The sequence below is a fragment of the Lacticigenium naphthae DSM 19658 genome, from assembly GCF_000425865.1.
Lineage (GTDB): Bacteria > Bacillota > Bacilli > Lactobacillales > Carnobacteriaceae_A > Lacticigenium > Lacticigenium naphthae.
This window is the reverse complement of sequence record NZ_AUEG01000004.1, coordinates 76,914-92,530: the sequence shown is the minus strand read 5'-3', so window position 1 is coordinate 92,530 and position 15,617 is coordinate 76,914. Positions and strand designations below refer to the sequence as shown.

15 protein-coding genes and 1 riboswitch are annotated in these 15,617 nt (G+C 34.6%); of the genes, 12 read left to right on the top strand and 3 right to left on the bottom strand.

Annotation, left to right across the window (positions count from 1 at the left end):
• Positions 1-8: 8 nt before the first annotated feature.
• Entirely contained in the window at positions 9-1,700 is a 1,692-nt protein-coding gene (locus H626_RS0105465; protein ID WP_027108450.1) for an NFACT RNA binding domain-containing protein, read from the bottom strand.
• 171 nt (positions 1,701-1,871) lie between these two features.
• Here H626_RS0105465 and H626_RS0105460 point away from each other — a divergent pair, with 171 nt between their 5' ends.
• The 11 genes from H626_RS0105460 to H626_RS0105410 all read left to right on the top strand — a co-directional run bounded on the left by H626_RS0105460 (position 1,872) and on the right by H626_RS0105410 (position 11,525).
• Positions 1,872-2,318: a MarR family winged helix-turn-helix transcriptional regulator gene (locus tag H626_RS0105460; protein ID WP_027108449.1), complete on the top strand. Its 447-nt coding sequence runs from the start codon at positions 1,872-1,874 to the stop codon at positions 2,316-2,318.
• A 30-nt stretch (positions 2,319-2,348) separates the two neighbouring features.
• Entirely contained in the window at positions 2,349-2,933 is a 585-nt protein-coding gene (locus H626_RS0105455) for an ECF transporter S component (protein WP_027108448.1), read from the top strand.
• Between the two features lie 20 nt (positions 2,934-2,953).
• On the top strand, positions 2,954-4,192 hold the full coding sequence (locus tag H626_RS0105450) for a YcjF family protein (protein WP_027108447.1): 1,239 nt from the start codon (positions 2,954-2,956) through the stop codon (positions 4,190-4,192).
• Between the two features lie 23 nt (positions 4,193-4,215).
• A complete protein-coding gene (locus tag H626_RS0105445) occupies positions 4,216-4,752 on the top strand; it encodes a Na+/H+ antiporter subunit E (protein WP_035618723.1) in 537 nt (178 codons plus the stop codon).
• A complete protein-coding gene (locus H626_RS0105440; RefSeq protein WP_027108445.1) occupies positions 4,752-5,012 on the top strand; it encodes an MrpF/PhaF family protein in 261 nt (86 codons plus the stop codon). The genes H626_RS0105445 and H626_RS0105440 overlap by 1 nt, the downstream gene beginning before the upstream one ends.
• The gene (mnhG, locus tag H626_RS0105435) at positions 5,012-5,317 is read left to right on the top strand and encodes a monovalent cation/H(+) antiporter subunit G (protein ID WP_027108444.1); all 306 of its coding nucleotides are present in this window, start codon (positions 5,012-5,014) and stop codon (positions 5,315-5,317) included. The genes H626_RS0105440 and mnhG overlap by 1 nt, the downstream gene beginning before the upstream one ends.
• A complete protein-coding gene (locus H626_RS11170) occupies positions 5,310-5,870 on the top strand; it encodes a Na(+)/H(+) antiporter subunit B (RefSeq protein ID WP_027108443.1) in 561 nt (186 codons plus the stop codon). The genes mnhG and H626_RS11170 overlap by 8 nt, the downstream gene beginning before the upstream one ends.
• Positions 5,871-5,919: 49 nt before the next feature.
• Complete coding sequence (locus tag H626_RS0105425; protein WP_169449779.1) at positions 5,920-6,558, top strand: MnhB domain-containing protein; 639 nt, start codon at positions 5,920-5,922, stop codon at positions 6,556-6,558.
• Positions 6,559-6,598: 40 nt separating this feature from the next.
• Positions 6,599-6,949 carry a sodium:proton antiporter gene (locus tag H626_RS0105420; RefSeq protein ID WP_027108441.1) on the top strand — a complete coding sequence of 117 codons (351 nt, stop codon included), beginning with the start codon at positions 6,599-6,601 and terminating at the stop codon, positions 6,947-6,949.
• Positions 6,950-8,542, top strand: a complete 1,593-nt coding sequence (locus H626_RS0105415) for a complex I subunit 5 family protein (RefSeq protein WP_027108440.1) — start codon at positions 6,950-6,952, stop codon at positions 8,540-8,542. It abuts the gene before it with no gap.
• A gap of 91 nt (positions 8,543-8,633) precedes the next feature.
• Entirely contained in the window at positions 8,634-11,525 is a 2,892-nt protein-coding gene (locus H626_RS0105410; RefSeq protein ID WP_027108439.1) for an insulinase family protein, read from the top strand.
• Positions 11,526-11,766: 241 nt separating this feature from the next.
• Here the strand turns inward: H626_RS0105410 and H626_RS11455 are convergent, their stop codons facing one another.
• Entirely contained in the window at positions 11,767-12,768 is a 1,002-nt protein-coding gene (locus H626_RS11455) for a DUF5667 domain-containing protein (protein ID WP_035618718.1), read from the bottom strand.
• Between the two features lie 17 nt (positions 12,769-12,785).
• Positions 12,786-13,313: a hypothetical protein gene (locus H626_RS0105395; protein ID WP_027108438.1), complete on the bottom strand. Its 528-nt coding sequence runs from the start codon at positions 13,311-13,313 to the stop codon at positions 12,786-12,788.
• Between the two features lie 75 nt (positions 13,314-13,388).
• Positions 13,389-13,473: riboswitch (cyclic di-GMP riboswitch) on the bottom strand.
• 432 nt (positions 13,474-13,905) lie between these two features.
• Between H626_RS0105395 and H626_RS0105390 the strand changes: the two genes are divergently transcribed.
• Positions 13,906-15,489 carry a hypothetical protein gene (locus H626_RS0105390; RefSeq protein ID WP_051237855.1) on the top strand — a complete coding sequence of 528 codons (1,584 nt, stop codon included), beginning with the start codon at positions 13,906-13,908 and terminating at the stop codon, positions 15,487-15,489.
• The last annotated feature ends 128 nt before the right edge of the window (positions 15,490-15,617 follow it).

Sequence of the window (15,617 nt, the reverse complement as noted above, 5' to 3'; positions counted from 1 at the left end):
TTAAATTATTATTCTTTTGCGTGAAGAGAGTGGATCACATCGATAGAAGGTGTGACAAATAAGGTTGTTTGACCTTCATAGATGACAAATCCTGGTTTAGCTCCATTCGGTTTTCTAATTTGCTTAACTTGGACTTTATCGACAGGAACTGAGGAAGAGCTACGCGCTTTGGAATAATATGCTGCAATTTGAGCTGCTTCTAAAATCGTTTGCTCACTGGGATCATCGTCTCTGATGATCACATGTGAACCGGGAATGTCTTTGGTGTGTAACCAAACATCTGTTTTCCGGGCGATTTTCATGGTCAATTCATCATTTTGATGATTGTTTTTCCCTACTAATATTTCGGAACCATCACTAGATATGAACTTATCTGGATTATTTCGTTTCTTTTTCTTCATTTTCTTTTTATTTTTTCTTTTTAGATAGCCCTCCTCGATGATTTCCTCTCTGATATCTTCTATATCTCTAGGGGAGGCGACTTCAAGCTGAGTCAATATTGAATCCAGGTAATTGATTTCTTGTTTTGTTTCAGCAATTTGCTTAGTTAAATGGATGGTGGCATTTTTTAACTTTTGGTACTTCGTAAAGAATTTTTGCGCATTTTGCGCCGGAGTCAACCGCGGATTTAAAGCAATTTCAATTTGTTCATTCTCTTCGTAAAAGTTGGGAAGTGAAATATGTTCTTGTCCTTTTTCCACTTCATGCAAATAGGCAGTCAATACTTCACCTTTGACCTGAAACTGTTTTGCTTTTTTTGTATCGTTAAATTCTTGTTCTAGCTTTTTTAATTTTTTTTCGTTTTTCTTTTTTTCGGTACTCAAGCGATTGATCAAATCGGTGGCTTGCTGGCCGACACGATCTTTTTCAGCTTTCTCTTCATAATAGGCATCCAATAATTCACTCAAAGTAGAAAAAGAAGACAGTGTACCCTCTATACTATCGAATCTTAACGGAACAAAATATTCTTTCTTTCCAGAAGTAATAAGGGTAGGTGAGATTTCTTTGTTCTGGATGGGAATGATCAGTTCATTTAAAGCAGTATAGAAATCCTTGCCGGTTGTTTGCATGCGGTGAATAATTTCATTTGCGGTGTCTTTACCGACCCCTTGAAATTTTTCTTGTATCTCACGAGCATCTTTAGGGACAGAATCCAAATTCTTCAGACTTGGATCCTCAAAAGGATTTATTTTTTCTTGCTTGGGCGCCTCTCTATACTCGGCTCCAGGTAAGAGGGTCCGAAAGCTATTTTGAGAAGGGGACACATGTCGGAGAGCGTCGATTATTTTATTGCCTTCTTGATTGATCAATAAAACGTTACTATGCCTTCCCATGATCTCTACAACCAGTAACAGAGATTGGACATCGCCGATCTCATTCCTTTTTTTAAAAGAAAATTTTACTACACGATCGTTTCCTTCTTGTTCTATTGAATCCAGAATAGCACCTTCTAAATATTTCCTCATGATCATACAGAATTGAGGGGGAGCAGACGGATTTTCATATTCTATTGTCGTAACTTGCATTCGGGCATATTGTGGATGAGCCGATAGCAATAGACGATAGTTCTTGCGCTGTGAACGAACAATTAAAATGATTTCGTTCGGATAAGGTTGATGTATTTTTGAAATTCGTCCCTCTATTAAAGCATCTTTAATTTCATCGACCATTGCATGTGTAAAAATTCCATCAAATGACATGTTATTCTCCTTTGTACACTTTTTTGTCATTCAAATTATACCATTCAAACAGTAACTAACAAAATAGGACAAACGGAATCTGTGATTTCAGAGAATAGCTTTTTCGTTGTGCATGGTTTGAGAAAATGATATAGTTTGTCTATACAATTAATTTTAGAAAAAGGTGATTACGTGATAAAACCTAGACAAATCGAAAAAATAGGGTCCAATATTGAAGATTTAATTAAAGATTATACGTTACTGAAAAAAACAGTTTTACAAAAACACCACTTAAGCGCCTCTGCAATCAGTATATTTGAATTGTTGTTAGATGAAACATTAACGTTGAAAAATTTAACTGACAAAAGTTTGTTGGATAAATCTACACTTAGCAGACAAGTGAATCCGTTAGTCAAAAATGGTTGGGTAATAAAAGAAAGACGGAAAGATAAACGCTATACTTATTTTACACTCTCAGAAGAAGCCGCAACACTGTATCAAAATTTCAAAAAAGATTTAAACAAAGAACTCTATCACTCTTTGAAAACGTGGTCAGAAGAAGAAGTTCAATTGGTCTATGTATTATTAGGTCGATTAGATAGAAGTATACATTACACGGTGAATTCTCAAGAAAAGTAGTTCATACTATTTCAAAGCGAGGAAATATAAATGAAAAAAAAGAAAAATTCAACTAAAAGATTAGCTCTGTTAGGTATTCTGACAGCTATTTTAATCATTCAAAATTTCGTGCCTTTTTTGGGAAATATTCCCATACCTCCTTTAAATCCGACAATCATTCATGTAACGGTCATCGTGGCTACTCTTGTCATGGGTACGAAAGATGGCATGCTAGTAGGGGGGATTTGGGGTGTTATCCGCATGATCAAGGCCTATACGATGCCTACTTCTCCTTTAGACTTATTGCTCTGGTTAAATCCTATCATTGCTGTTGTTCCACGTGTTTTAATAGGCTTGACAACTGGATTGATTTATCGATTGTTACAAAATAAATTTGGAAATGACCGGATAAAAATGGCCATTGCTTCTGTAGTCGGCTCATTGACGAACACTATATTTGTCTTACTCTTTATTTACCTTATCTATGGTCAAGAATACGCTTCTGCTCTAGACGTCGATCTTTCTAATTTATCCACGATTCTTATAGGTGTTGTAGCTACCAATGGAGTAGCTGAAGCAATTACTGCAGCCATCTTAGTTCCTTTGATTGTGAAACCAATCAAGAAAATCAAATAAGAAATGCGGGGTCGATAAAAATGAAAAATATTGAGGGCGGTTTTTCTATTGTTCAGGACATATTAAATAAAACAGAAGAAGAACTCAGTAAAATCAAACCGATCCATATTATTATTGCCGGTAAAACTGGTGTAGGTAAAAGTACATTGATCAACCAGGTCTTCCGTGAAAAATTAGCCGAAACCGGCATCGGAAAACCTGTTACAAAACACATCAGACACATACAAAAAAAAGGTGTCCCTATTTCTTTATATGACACGAGAGGGTTGGAGTTGGATCCAATCGTTCAAAATCAAATAAAAAAAGAAATCACCGATTTATTGAACAAACAAAAACAAACAAAAGAGAAAATAGATTGTGTTTATTACTGCATACAATCAAATTCAGGTAGAATTGAGCAGACTGAAATTGATTTTATCGAAGAATTAAGCAAGCAAGTTCCGATCATTATCGTATTAACGCAATATTTCGGTCCTTCTGCCGAAGAATTAAAACAGTTTATTGAACAGTTAAATCTGTCTATCGTAGCCGTTGTACCTGTTATGGCGAAGGATTTTCAAATCGATAAAAATTATACAGTATCACAATTTGGATTAAAACAGCTAATAGATGTGACATTACAGATCATACCTGAGGAATCAAAAGAGGCTTTTATTAATGCCCAACAAGCTGATATAGACAAAAAAATAAAAGCGGCTCGTAGTTGGGCAAACAGGTATATTTTGACAATATTTGGAGTAGGATTTATCCCTATCCCTTTTTCTGATGCTTCTATTCTTATACCGATGCAGGTCACGTTGATTGCACATATTACCGCGATCTTCGGCTTTTCAATCGATAAATCTAAATTATTGAGCATCGTTAGCGCAGTGGGGGGAACGGGTGGAGCTACAATGTTAGGTAAAAACATAGTTTCAAATGCTCTAAAATTTATTCCGGGAGCCGGAACGCTTGTCGGTGGACTAATTGGAGGAACCACAGCAGCTATTATCACAAGTGCATTAGCCATGAGCTATATTGAAGTTCTCGGAAAACTTGCTCAAGCTGAAGCAAATGGAAAAGAAATAGATTTAAAGAATATCGAGAAATTGATGAATCAGAATTTCAAACAGTATTTAAAGAGAAATAAGGGTAAGTCACAATCAGTCGAAGAAGTTGTTGCTCTGAATAAAGAAAAAGGAGGCTCTTCTTTTTCTAAACCATTAAAAAAAATCAATGCTAAAATTCAACAACTTAGAAATAAGCGTCATTCAAACTAAGTTGATAGAAAGAGAGGTAAAAGATGATTCGATTACTAAAAAAAATAGGAAAAGTAATTTTATGGAATAAGAGCATTATCTTCTTCCTTGTTGTTATTTGGATCATCTTATTTGAGACAACGTCCTGGTTCATGTTACTGTCTGGTTTGACCGTCGCGGTTCTTGTTGTTTTAATGACCGATCAATTTTTTTCAAAAGAAAAGTATGAAAAAAAGTATCATTTAAGTGTGAATTTCTTTTTAAAATATTCTCTGAGATTATTCTTTGAAATATTCAAATCCAGTATTGAAGTGATTCCCAGTATTATTACGGGATCTGCAGATGTTCAAGTGATTTCTTATTCATCAGATTTGACTGATGAATTTTTGATAAGTGTTCTGGCTAATTCAATTACGTTAACTCCCGGAACGGTTACTATTCAAAAGAAAGGGAACCACTTGAAAATATTGACGTTGAATTTACCTGAGAATCATATTGGTGAAGTCATTCCTTTGAAATTAGAAAAAATCTTATTGACCTACGAGCCTATATTAAAGAACAAGGAAAGGAAGTATACATAATGAGTTTTAATGAGATCGTATTAGTTGTTATTGGACTGTTATCTGTTGGTGAATTGACACGTATACTTATCGGACCGACTGTATGGGATCGTATGCTTGGATTAAATGTACTTTCCTCAAAAGTGATCATAGGCGCAATTTTTATCGGCTTGTTAGTTGAAAAAAACTACATGTTGGATATTGCACTCATTTTTGGATTACTTGGATTTATAGAAAATGTTCTTTTTTCTCAGTTTATAGAAAGAAAGGGCAATTTATAATGATTATCATAGGCAACACTCTCATTATAATTGGAATTTTATTTATGGGTTTAGGTGTATTCGGATTATTTCGGTTCAAAGATTTCTTTTCCCGTATTTTAATAACGGCTAAAGTAGATACCGTTGGTTTCATTGCAATTATTATTGGTTTAGTAGTAAAAAACGGCTTCTCATTTTTAAGCGGGAAATTACTTATTATTTTATTTCTTTACCTTGTTACGAATCCCATTTCAACTCATTCAATATCTCGGTCTGCTTTTTTAAGTGGCTATCGAATCAAGAAGGAGAATGAAGAAAATGATTGAAGCTTTTATCTTGTTAGGAGTCGTTTTATTTGCTCTTGGAACAGTTGTTTCCAATAGTCTGAGACGCTCTATCATATATATGGGTGGATTTTCTCTTATGATGATCCTATCCTATCTTTTTTACAGAGCACCTGATGTAGCTTTTGCTGAAACAACTATTGGCTTAGGGTTAACTTCTTTACTCTACCTGGTAGCCCTGAGAAGAGTGAAAATATATAGTATATGCTATGTGGACAATACGATCGAAACGTTCTCCGATAAGAACATCCATGAAATTTCCAGCATATTCCTAAACGAACTCGAACTCTTTTTAGAAAAAGAAGAAGAAATGGAATCTCAATTTTCCTATAGTACACGACCGCTAGCCAAGTTACTCGATCAACCAGAGCATGACTTAATTATTTATAAAGAGAAGGATACACTGTACCTGTATGGAAATTCCTCAGATGCGATATTTAGTGACATTGTCCATTTCGCTAATATCATTGTGAAAAATGACTACGAAATCAAAGCAATCTTTAAGGATACGGAGGATCTCTATGAACCTAACTAAACTAATATTGGGCCTACGTTTTTTTTTGGTAATACTGGGAGCTTTCCTGATGATTTTCCTTTTTATAGAATCAAAAGAAATAGAAGTAACGATTCCTTCTTTAAAAAATTACTACCTGAATTTTTACTATGAAGACACGGCCGCCAAAAATTCCGTAGCAGCGATTTATTTAAACTATAGAGTGTTTGATACGCTTTTTGAAGCTTTGATGCTGATGGTCAGTGTTATGGAAGTTATTCATATATCCTGGGGCAATAAGCATTTGATTCAGCGTTCTATTTTAAGAAAAGAATTTTACAAAAACAATCAATCTGAGGTCGTTCTTCATTTCGTCGGCATTATTTTCCCGTTTTTACTGATGATTGCTTTTTACATTATTATTAATGGGCACAATTCCCCTGGTGGAGGCTTTCAGGGAGGTGCGATTTTAGCTACAGCTTTAATTGCTCGGTACCTGATTTATCCTAATGAATATTTGGATTTAAATATTCTAGAAAAATTAGAAAAATTTTTGTTTGTCATTATTTTAAGTGTGCCCATCTTTTTTATTTTCATGAATGATTTTTCTGGGAATTTCATTTTTAATCAGATTTATCTCGTCACTATGAATATTCTCATTGGATTCAAGGTATTCTTCGGGCTAGGGGTCATTCTCTATCGCTTCATTTTCTTTGAACGGTTAAATTAAATACTATGTCTAAGTAAAAAAAGAGTAAAGGAGTAGATGCATGGATTTTATAAGTGGCGAAACTGTCGGAATCATCCTTTTTTTCATTGGGTTGTTCGGCTTAATGACGAAAAAAAATATTTTAAAAACAATTATGTCTATTTCGATTTTACAATCAGGCATTTACCTTTTTTTTATTGCAGATGACTTGCCTAATAATTCCATTCCACCAATAGGGGAAACTCTGGAAAAACCGGTGGCTGATCCAGTTCCACAGGCTTTGATGATTACAGCTATTGTTATTGGATTGGGGATCACTGCAATTGGATTGACCATGTTCATCCATTATAAAAAAAGATATGGGATTTCTTTTTGGTCTAGAAATCGAAGCGAAGAAAGGAGTGACCAATAAGTGCATTATTTGTTTATTTTATTACCTATTCTTATTGGTCTGATTGCTTATATAGCAAAGAATAGATTTTCAAAGCCTTTACTTTTAATATTTCAATTCATTTATCTTGTTTTTGCTTTCTTGTCCTTTCTTCAGATAAAAAATAGTGGACCGCAAATCATCGATATGGGAAATGTCCCCAATGGATTTGCCATTTCACTTTATGTTGATAATATCTCAGCAGCTTTTGTCTTATTAACTGCCTTGATTTATTTCTTTTTGATAATATATGCTTATAATCATGACTATTTTGAACCACAATTCTTTTTCCCTTTTTTATCTCTAGAGGGGTTGATAACAGGATTATTTCTCTCCGGAGATTTATTTAATCTATTTATTTTTTTAGAAGTATCAACAGTGATCGTAAGTATTTTGATCATGTACAATAAAAAAGAACAAGCGGTATACGATGGAATGATTTACTTTTTCGTAAATGTTTTGGGTTCTTCCTTCTTTCTATTTGGAATAGGGTTCATATACAAACTTTTTGGAGTATTGGACATCCGTTCTCTTTCAAAAGCAATGGAAATATTCACACTAAACGATTCGGTGTATGTCCCGTTTGCTTTGATGATGGTAACGGTCTCACTAAAAACTGCTATTAGTCCGCTGTTCAGTTGGTTACCCAAGGCACATGGTACGCCAAGTGCCCCCCCTGTAATATCAGCGGTATTATCTGGTCTTTATATAAAAAGTGGATTATACTTGTTTATACGCATAAGTGCGATGTACTCACCAGCTGTTCAAATGGATACTTTTTTCTTCTACTTAGGTTTTGCAACAGCAATCATTGGGGCAGTCATGTCGTTCAGTCAAACAGATATCAAATTGATACTTTCCTATTCCACCGTGTCACAAGTTGGACTCATCTTTATGGGACTGAACATGAATTCTGAAATAGCTTTTTATGGTTCGGTGTTTCATATATTCAATCATGCTATTTTCAAGACAGCTTTATTTTTAGCTGCGGGATTACTTACCAAATACTATAAGACCCGCAATATTCATGAAATGAACAGTGTACTTAAGAACTTTCCTCTGATTGGCTATTCAATAATATTTTCTATATTGGGTATCACTGGTGCCCCATTTTTTAATGGAAGCATATCAAAATACATGATTGCACATGGAACAGATAATCTTTTTGCAACCCTTCTTTTAAACATTGTAAACTTAGGTACCATACTCATATTTGTCAAGTTTTCCGTCATCTTATTTGGGAACAATACATGGGGTAAGGAAAAAATCAAAGACCGGTTAAGTCAATATTCTGTATTGATAGTGAGTTCGCTTGCTTTATTATCCGGCTTATTCGGTCGGCGAGTCACAGAATTTTTGTTTGACTATCCCTTAACAGTTGATTCAGCAGAATATCTTCAAAAAGGATTCGTCTATGTCCTTATGGGGCTGGCAGGTATTGCTTTATACAAAAAGGTGATCCAACAAAACAAGTGGTTATTTAAGCTCACACAAATTGAATTAACTTTTAATGGTATCATCACTTTTTTAACCGGCTACTTTCTACTTCTGCTAACTATTTTATATATTCGTTAAGGACCGATTAAGTAAGCTACTATTTTAAACAAAAAAGGATTCCTGTATTAAACAATTTACTCAGTTAAACTAATTCTAAAAGGAGACTCATATGGTTTTTAAAAAAATAGAACAACACGACCTTACAGATATACATTCACTAGGTAATTTATATGAACATGAAGAGACGGGTGCTCAGGTTTTACACTTTGAAAATGATGACAATAATACATCTTTTACAATCGGATTCAAAACACCTCCGTACAATGATAATGGAATCGCCCATATTATTGAACATTCCGTTTTAAATGGTTCAAAAAAATATCCTTCAAAAGAACCTTTTGTTGAACTGATCAAAGGATCTCTCAATACATTTGTGAATGCGATGACTTTTTCGGATAAAACAATTTATCCTGTTGCATCAACGAATAAAAAGGATTTTTCCCATTTGATGTCTGTGTACTTAGATGCTGTGTTTCAACCTTTGTTTTATGAAAACCCTCGAATTTTAGCTCAAGAAGGTTGGCACTATCACTTAGAAGCTAAAGAGGATGATTTGATTTATAAAGGTGTCGTCTACAATGAGATGAAGGGGGCTTCCGCTTCGCCTGAACGCCAAGTTTATCAACATCTAGCTAACCAGCTCTATCCAGATAGTCTCTACAGCTATAATTCTGGAGGAGAACCGAAGGCTATTCCTAGCTTAACTCAAGAGGAATTTATTGCTTTTCACAAAAAATATTATCATCCAAGCAATTCGTTTACGATTGTTTATGGAGATCTGTCCATTGACACTATTTTTGAAAACCTGGAAGAATATTTTGAGGGAAAAGGTAAATTACCTGAAGATGTGGATTTGGCAATCACTCCCCAAAAACCAAAAGAGGAAACGTTTACTGATACTTATTCCCTAACGGAAGGGGATAGTCCTGAAAATAAAGATTATTTAGCTTTAGGATGGCATGTGGCAGAACCAACAGATACTTTAGATTTTTATGGTTTAGAAGTACTCGAAGAACTGTTATTTGGAAATAATCAGTCACCTTTAAAAAAAGCTTTATTAGATGCTGAAATTGGGGGAGATATTGAGAGCGATGTGTCCGATATTGGTTATCCGACTGCTTTTATGATTTTAGCTAAGTATTCATCAGCTGAAAAAATCCACTCTTTTAAACAGATCGTTATCGATACCCTGACTGCTTTAGTAGAGAAGGGCTTAGATAAGAGCATGATTCAAGCTGCTTTGAATAAAATCACTTTCCACACAAGGGAATCTGTCATTTCAGAAGATAATCCACGTGGAGTCATTTATGCGATCCAATCATTAAATACGTGGCTTTATAATGAAACGCCATTTGTCCATTTGGAGTTTAACAAGTATTTAGAACAGCTGTCTGATAAAGTTGAAGAAGGTTATTTTGAGGACCTCATTCAACGCAAATTTTTAAACAATGATTATTTTACACAGATCGTTCTAAAAGCTGAACCTGGGAAAAGTGATAAATTAGAGGCTAAAACACTTGAAAAATTACAAGAATACAAAGCTTCTCTCTCAGAAAAAGAAATACAGCATATTGTGGACGAAACGATCTCTTTAATTGAGAGACAAGAAACTCCTGATTCTCCTGAAAATTTAGCTAAGATCCCTATGCTAAAAAGAGAAGATTTAACTACAGATGTTCAGGAATATCCCATAGAGACTACTTCTTTTTATGAAGAAACTGCCTTTTACCATGCGGATCAATTCACATCAGGGATAGATTATATTGATTTATATTTCGATATTACAGACTTCAAGGAAGAAGATTACTCTTTACTTGGCTATTTAACTGATTTAATTGGTAAATTGGCGACCAACAAACATGACGAGGCTTCACTTCAAAAGGAAATGGATACACATACAGGTGGAATTTACGGAACCATTGAAATATACGAAAGTAAGAATGGCAAGCTCAAACCGTATTTCAAATTAAGTGGGAAAGCATTGGCTTCGTCTTTAACAGAATTGACAGAATTAATGAAAGAAATTTTGTTTGAAACAAAATTCGATAATATAGCTGAACTCCAAAAAATAACACAACGCTTATTGTCCATTTTTGAAAATAAAATCAATTTTAGTTCGCATTCTATAGTTGCCAATCGTTCGTTGAGCCAGGTGAAATCAGTAGCTAAACTAAATGAGCGAGTCAGCGGTATTGATTACTTTGATTTCTTAAAAGAAATGCGCGAAGAACTAAAAACAGATCCTTCTAAACTAACAGGAGAATTGACTCAATTACTCAATAGATTAGTGAATAAAAATCGATTGAATGTTTTATTCACTGGTGATTCAGATCGCAAAACATTGGTGAAAGATACTTTGATCAAGCATTTTGAAGACTTGGCGGATGATGAACTGGGAGAAGATATTCGTTATATACCCGGTAAGAAACAAAACGAAGCCTATGTAACCGCTCAAGATGTGAATTATGTCGGTCTTGGAACCAATGCAGCTGATCACTTAAGCTTCACGGGATCTTCTCAAGTACTATCGACTGCTTTGCGGTTTGATTATTTATGGAATAATGTGCGCGTAAAAGGTGGAGCATATGGTGCTCTTTATCAGCATAGCCGAAACGGCAGCATTGTGTTAGCTTCTTATCGGGATCCAAATATTGGGAAAACCTTAGAAGTGTACAAGCAATTACCAGACTACGTTGGAGCATTTATCATTTCCGAATCAGAATTATTAAAGTATATAATTGGGACACTAAGTCCTTTAGAACAACCAAAATCAGCTCATAGTAAAGGGCTGACCGGTTTCAACAGGTTGCAACGAGAAATACACAGAGAAGATATTATTCAATTAAAAGAAGAAATACTGGCAACCGATTCCAGTAAAATAGCTGCGTTGAGTGAACAGTATGCAGCTGCACTACAAGAAGGTTCTGTCGTGGTAATAGGCAATAAAGCACAGATTGAAAAAGAGAAAGAATTATTTGATGTGATAAACGAGTTGTATTGATCTTTTAACCAATCTAATTCAAATTGAGCCAGTGGACAAGTTCGTCCATTGGCTTTTTTGAATAAATTTTTCTCCAGTTTAATTACCAGTAAACAGAAATAAGCAGAGAGGATCAATTGATGATCGATTATTTTCATAAACAAAAAACCCTCGTCATTCGACAAGGGTTTTTGAATTTAACAATATGCATCAGTGGGAGAAAAGATAAGCCCACAGCTAAAAAAATGTTCAGTTGACTTGTTTAGTCTTCTAGATCTTCAGCATCTTGTTCCTGATCTTCAGTTTTATCTAAAGATTTGTGGTTGCTTTTTTCAACTTTTTCTTGTTCTTTGCGTTCTTTTTTTTCTTGTTCTTTTTTTGCTCGTTCAATGGCTTTTTCTGCTTGTTTTTTATTTTGTTCTGCTGCTTTTTCTTCATGTTCAATCAATTCTTCTGATTCTTTGCTGATTTTTTCTTCAAAATTATCAGTTGATTCAAAATCATCATTTTCTTCTATTTCTCTTTCAACTTCTTGAATTTCTTCATTTATTGGAAGAGTCTCATCAGAATTCACTGTGGTTTGTTTTTTACTGTTTTTACGTTCTTCTTTTGTTTCTTTACGTAAGGTTTTCAGTTCATTCCGTTTACTCTTTGCTTCAGACCGATTTAGTTCAGATTCTTCTTTAAACTGTTCGTTTAAAGATTTCATTTCGTTTTTGTATTCTTCTTCGGTCAAATCAGCATTAACTAATTGTTCTTGTAAATTCATACGTTCCTCAGCGCGTTTGCTAATAATTTCAACGTGCTTCAATACAGAAGAGATTCCGATTTTTGCTGATTCCGGTATATCTTCACGTGTCAATAAAAGTTCTAGTTCAGCTATTTTTTTAGCTAAACTTTCAGCCAAAGATTTTTCAGTTTCCTCACTTATTTCTTCACCGGATACCTCAGCTTCTTCTAAATCGACCGCTGATTTTTCTGTGCTTATTTGAGCTTCTTCTAATAATTCTTCAGCTGTTTCACTATCTCCATTTTCCAGAGCAGCTTCCGACTCTTTTAAACGTTCACTTGCATATTGATCTTGAAGTATGGCCTTATCAGACAAGCTATCCGTCAAATTGTATTCGATTTCTTCCATCACGCGAGAAGTATCGTATAACTCTGAATCAGGATGGATGCTTTTTTCTGTTTCTAAAGCAGATACTTGTCCAGTGTTTAAGAGTAATCCTGTACCTAGTACAATACTAAAAATAGTTTTTTTCAATTTTGTATGCTCCTTTTTTAATCAAAGTGTATATGATTTAATAAATCTTTCATTTCCGGTTGATTGCGATCATATTCTGAAACAGGTGACATAAATACGATAACCAAATGATAATTTGCGTCTTTCGATTCCTTAATAAAGACATCTGTGCGTACCGGGCTTTTTAGCTTGGATTGGAAAGAAAACTGTTCGTCATTTTCTGAAAGAATCTCTACATCACCAACAGAACTAAGCAGTTCCTGTTTGACTCCCGCGAAATTTTGAGTGGTGGAAACAGTAGAAATTATCGCATGCAGTTGTTGAGTATGTAGCGTAACTTCAAGATTATAAGAACGCGCTTCAGTATCTACTTGCCAATCTCCACTTTGTGTAACCAATAAATTTATAGCTTCGTTTTCATAAAGTGGCGCGGGTTTATCTACTTCCTGGATTGAAATGGGTTTTACTTCGACAGTTTGTTGTGTCGTTGTGTTATCATTGCATCCAGCAAAGGCAACCATCCCTATAGAAAGAAGGAAACTAGCTAACCTTTTTTTAAAAGACACCGGGGGAATTCACTTCCTTTCTATTTTTTTATACAAAAAAGCACATTCCCGCTAACAAGAGGAATCTGCTTGTTTTACGGTAACTGGCTGGCATAGAGATTACTCGTTAGCCCCTGTAGTTTTGCGTCTCATTTTTTCAAATGGTTTGCCTTTATCGACTTGATCTTTGTATAGTCCCATTTTACTATGTTTGCGAATAGAACTAAAGAACAAAAAGGAATAAAATAATTTTTTTCTTATGTAAAGAGTGTTTAGTAAACTATATACTTATTCCATGCACTTAAAACTACATTTACGAATTCAAACCAACATATCTAGTTGATTCTATGATCGCACTATTCATTGAAATATTTTTTGGATTTTAATACAGAAGAGACTGCTGAGAAAGTCGATTATCGCTCTGTAACTGAATTAACTACAGTTTACGATTGAATTAGATTCAAAAAAGTTTATACTGTAGTAAGGTAGGGAGAAAGTGGAAAGGGGAATATGGACCCTCTAAATTTTCATGCTTCTTATCTGGCAAACAGTATCAATTATTAAATCAGTAAGTTCACTCTGTTTACTTAATGATAAAGAAAAGGAAGATTTTATGTCGAACACAAAGATACGGTTAGCGCTATACAGTTTACTATCCATTGTCACACTCATTGTATTTTACATATATACACCAGCCATCAATATTCACTCTCGAGAATTTAGGTTTCTAATTTTATTGATCACTCTATTGGTTATTGCTATAGAGATATCTTTAGACAGACAATATTTTTTCAAAAAAAAGAAGAAATATACTGCTTTAATAATCCCCATAATAGCTATCATTGTAATTGGTATCGGGAATTTATTTAATAGTGTGCTTTTTCGAGCAAATGATTATGCTGACTTGATTCAAGTAGAAGAAAAAGATTTTGAAAATGATTTCCCTGCTATGAATGAGTCTTCTATTCCAATGATGGATAGAGATACTGCTCAAAGACTAGGGGACAGACGCATTGGTTCGATCAATGAACTGGTTTCTCAATTTGTTCCTTCTGAAACGTATACACAAATCAATATCGATAATGATCCTTATCGGGTTACTCCTTTACGTTATGCGAGTCTGGTTCGTTGGTTCAGTAACCGTAAAGAAGGGATCCCAATCTACTTAAAAGTAGACATGGTTTCTGGAGCTGTAGAAGTTGAAGATTTGAAAGAAAATATCAAATATTCTGATTCTGAATTGCTGAATCGGAATGTAAAGCGTCATTTACGTTTTAACTATCCAACTCGAATATTTGAAGATCCTTCTTTTGAAGTCGACGAAGATGGCCATCCTTTTTATGTTGCGACCACATATAAAAACAAATTTTGGTTTACACAGCTTGAACCGAATGGATTGATCGTTGTGGATGCTGTAACAGGTGAAACCCAAGAGTATGATTTAGAAAACATGCCTACTTGGGTCGATAGAGTCTATTCAGCTGATTTGATCTTGCAACAATTGAATTATAAAGGAAAATACAGTGATGGGTTCTTTAATGCACAATTCGGAAAACGCGGAGTAACTCAAACAACTGACGGATACAATTATATCCCTATGGACAATGATATCTATCTATATACTGGAGTCACATCTATCAATAGTGATGCTTCAAATATTGGGTTCTATCTCGTCAATATGCGGACGAAGGAATCAGAATTTTATCCAGTAACTTCAGCAGATGAATTTTCAGCAATGGAATCAGCAGAAGGCTCCTTGCAACAAATGCGCTTTAAATCTACGTTCCCGCTTTTGATTAGTTTGAATAAACGGCCTTACTATATATCATCCCTAAAAGATGACTCAGGGCTCGTTCGATCGTATGCATTGGTTGATGCTCAAAATTACCAAAAAGTCATCACCAGCGATACTGTAGACGGACTGATCGCACAATTAAACGGGCGCAGCACTGCAGAAGGTGAAGAAACAGAAATTGAAGAAGTTGACGATGAGAATTTAACAAAAATTACTGGGCAGGTAGAAAATATTTCGCAAGCCGTTGTTTCAGGCAATACGATTTATTACTTCATGATCGACGGAAGCATCTACAAAGCCGATATTACTTTACACGATAATTTACCATTTGTTGAACCTGGTAATGAAGTCGAAGGTGAAGTAAATGAAAACAATGAATTTAGAACGATCATTCTAGATTAATGATCAATCCCCTAACGATAGAGTATACAATCTATCGTTAGGGGATTTTTCTATATGATTTATTGAAACCACCAAAATATCCCTAGCATATAAGCGCTTTCAATGCTAAGATAAAGGTACTTTCGAAA

What these genes read in the sequence shown, in the direction of transcription:
- H626_RS0105465 (WP_027108450.1), bottom strand. Translation starts at nt 1,700, where the DNA reads ATGTCATTTGATGGAATTTTTACACATGCAATGGTCGATGAAATTAAA.
- H626_RS0105455 (WP_027108448.1), top strand. Translation starts at nt 2,349, where the DNA reads ATGAAAAAAAAGAAAAATTCAACTAAAAGATTAGCTCTGTTAGGTATT.
- H626_RS0105450 (WP_027108447.1), top strand. Translation starts at nt 2,954, where the DNA reads ATGAAAAATATTGAGGGCGGTTTTTCTATTGTTCAGGACATATTAAAT.
- H626_RS0105445 (WP_035618723.1), top strand. Translation starts at nt 4,216, where the DNA reads ATGATTCGATTACTAAAAAAAATAGGAAAAGTAATTTTATGGAATAAG.
- H626_RS0105440 (WP_027108445.1), top strand. Translation starts at nt 4,752, where the DNA reads ATGAGTTTTAATGAGATCGTATTAGTTGTTATTGGACTGTTATCTGTT.
- mnhG (WP_027108444.1), top strand. Translation starts at nt 5,012, where the DNA reads ATGATTATCATAGGCAACACTCTCATTATAATTGGAATTTTATTTATG.
- H626_RS11170 (WP_027108443.1), top strand. Translation starts at nt 5,310, where the DNA reads ATGATTGAAGCTTTTATCTTGTTAGGAGTCGTTTTATTTGCTCTTGGA.
- H626_RS0105425 (WP_169449779.1), top strand. Translation starts at nt 5,920, where the DNA reads ATGATTTTCCTTTTTATAGAATCAAAAGAAATAGAAGTAACGATTCCT.
- H626_RS0105420 (WP_027108441.1), top strand. Translation starts at nt 6,599, where the DNA reads ATGGATTTTATAAGTGGCGAAACTGTCGGAATCATCCTTTTTTTCATT.
- H626_RS0105410 (WP_027108439.1), top strand. Translation starts at nt 8,634, where the DNA reads ATGGTTTTTAAAAAAATAGAACAACACGACCTTACAGATATACATTCA.
- H626_RS0105390 (WP_051237855.1), top strand. Translation starts at nt 13,906, where the DNA reads ATGTCGAACACAAAGATACGGTTAGCGCTATACAGTTTACTATCCATT.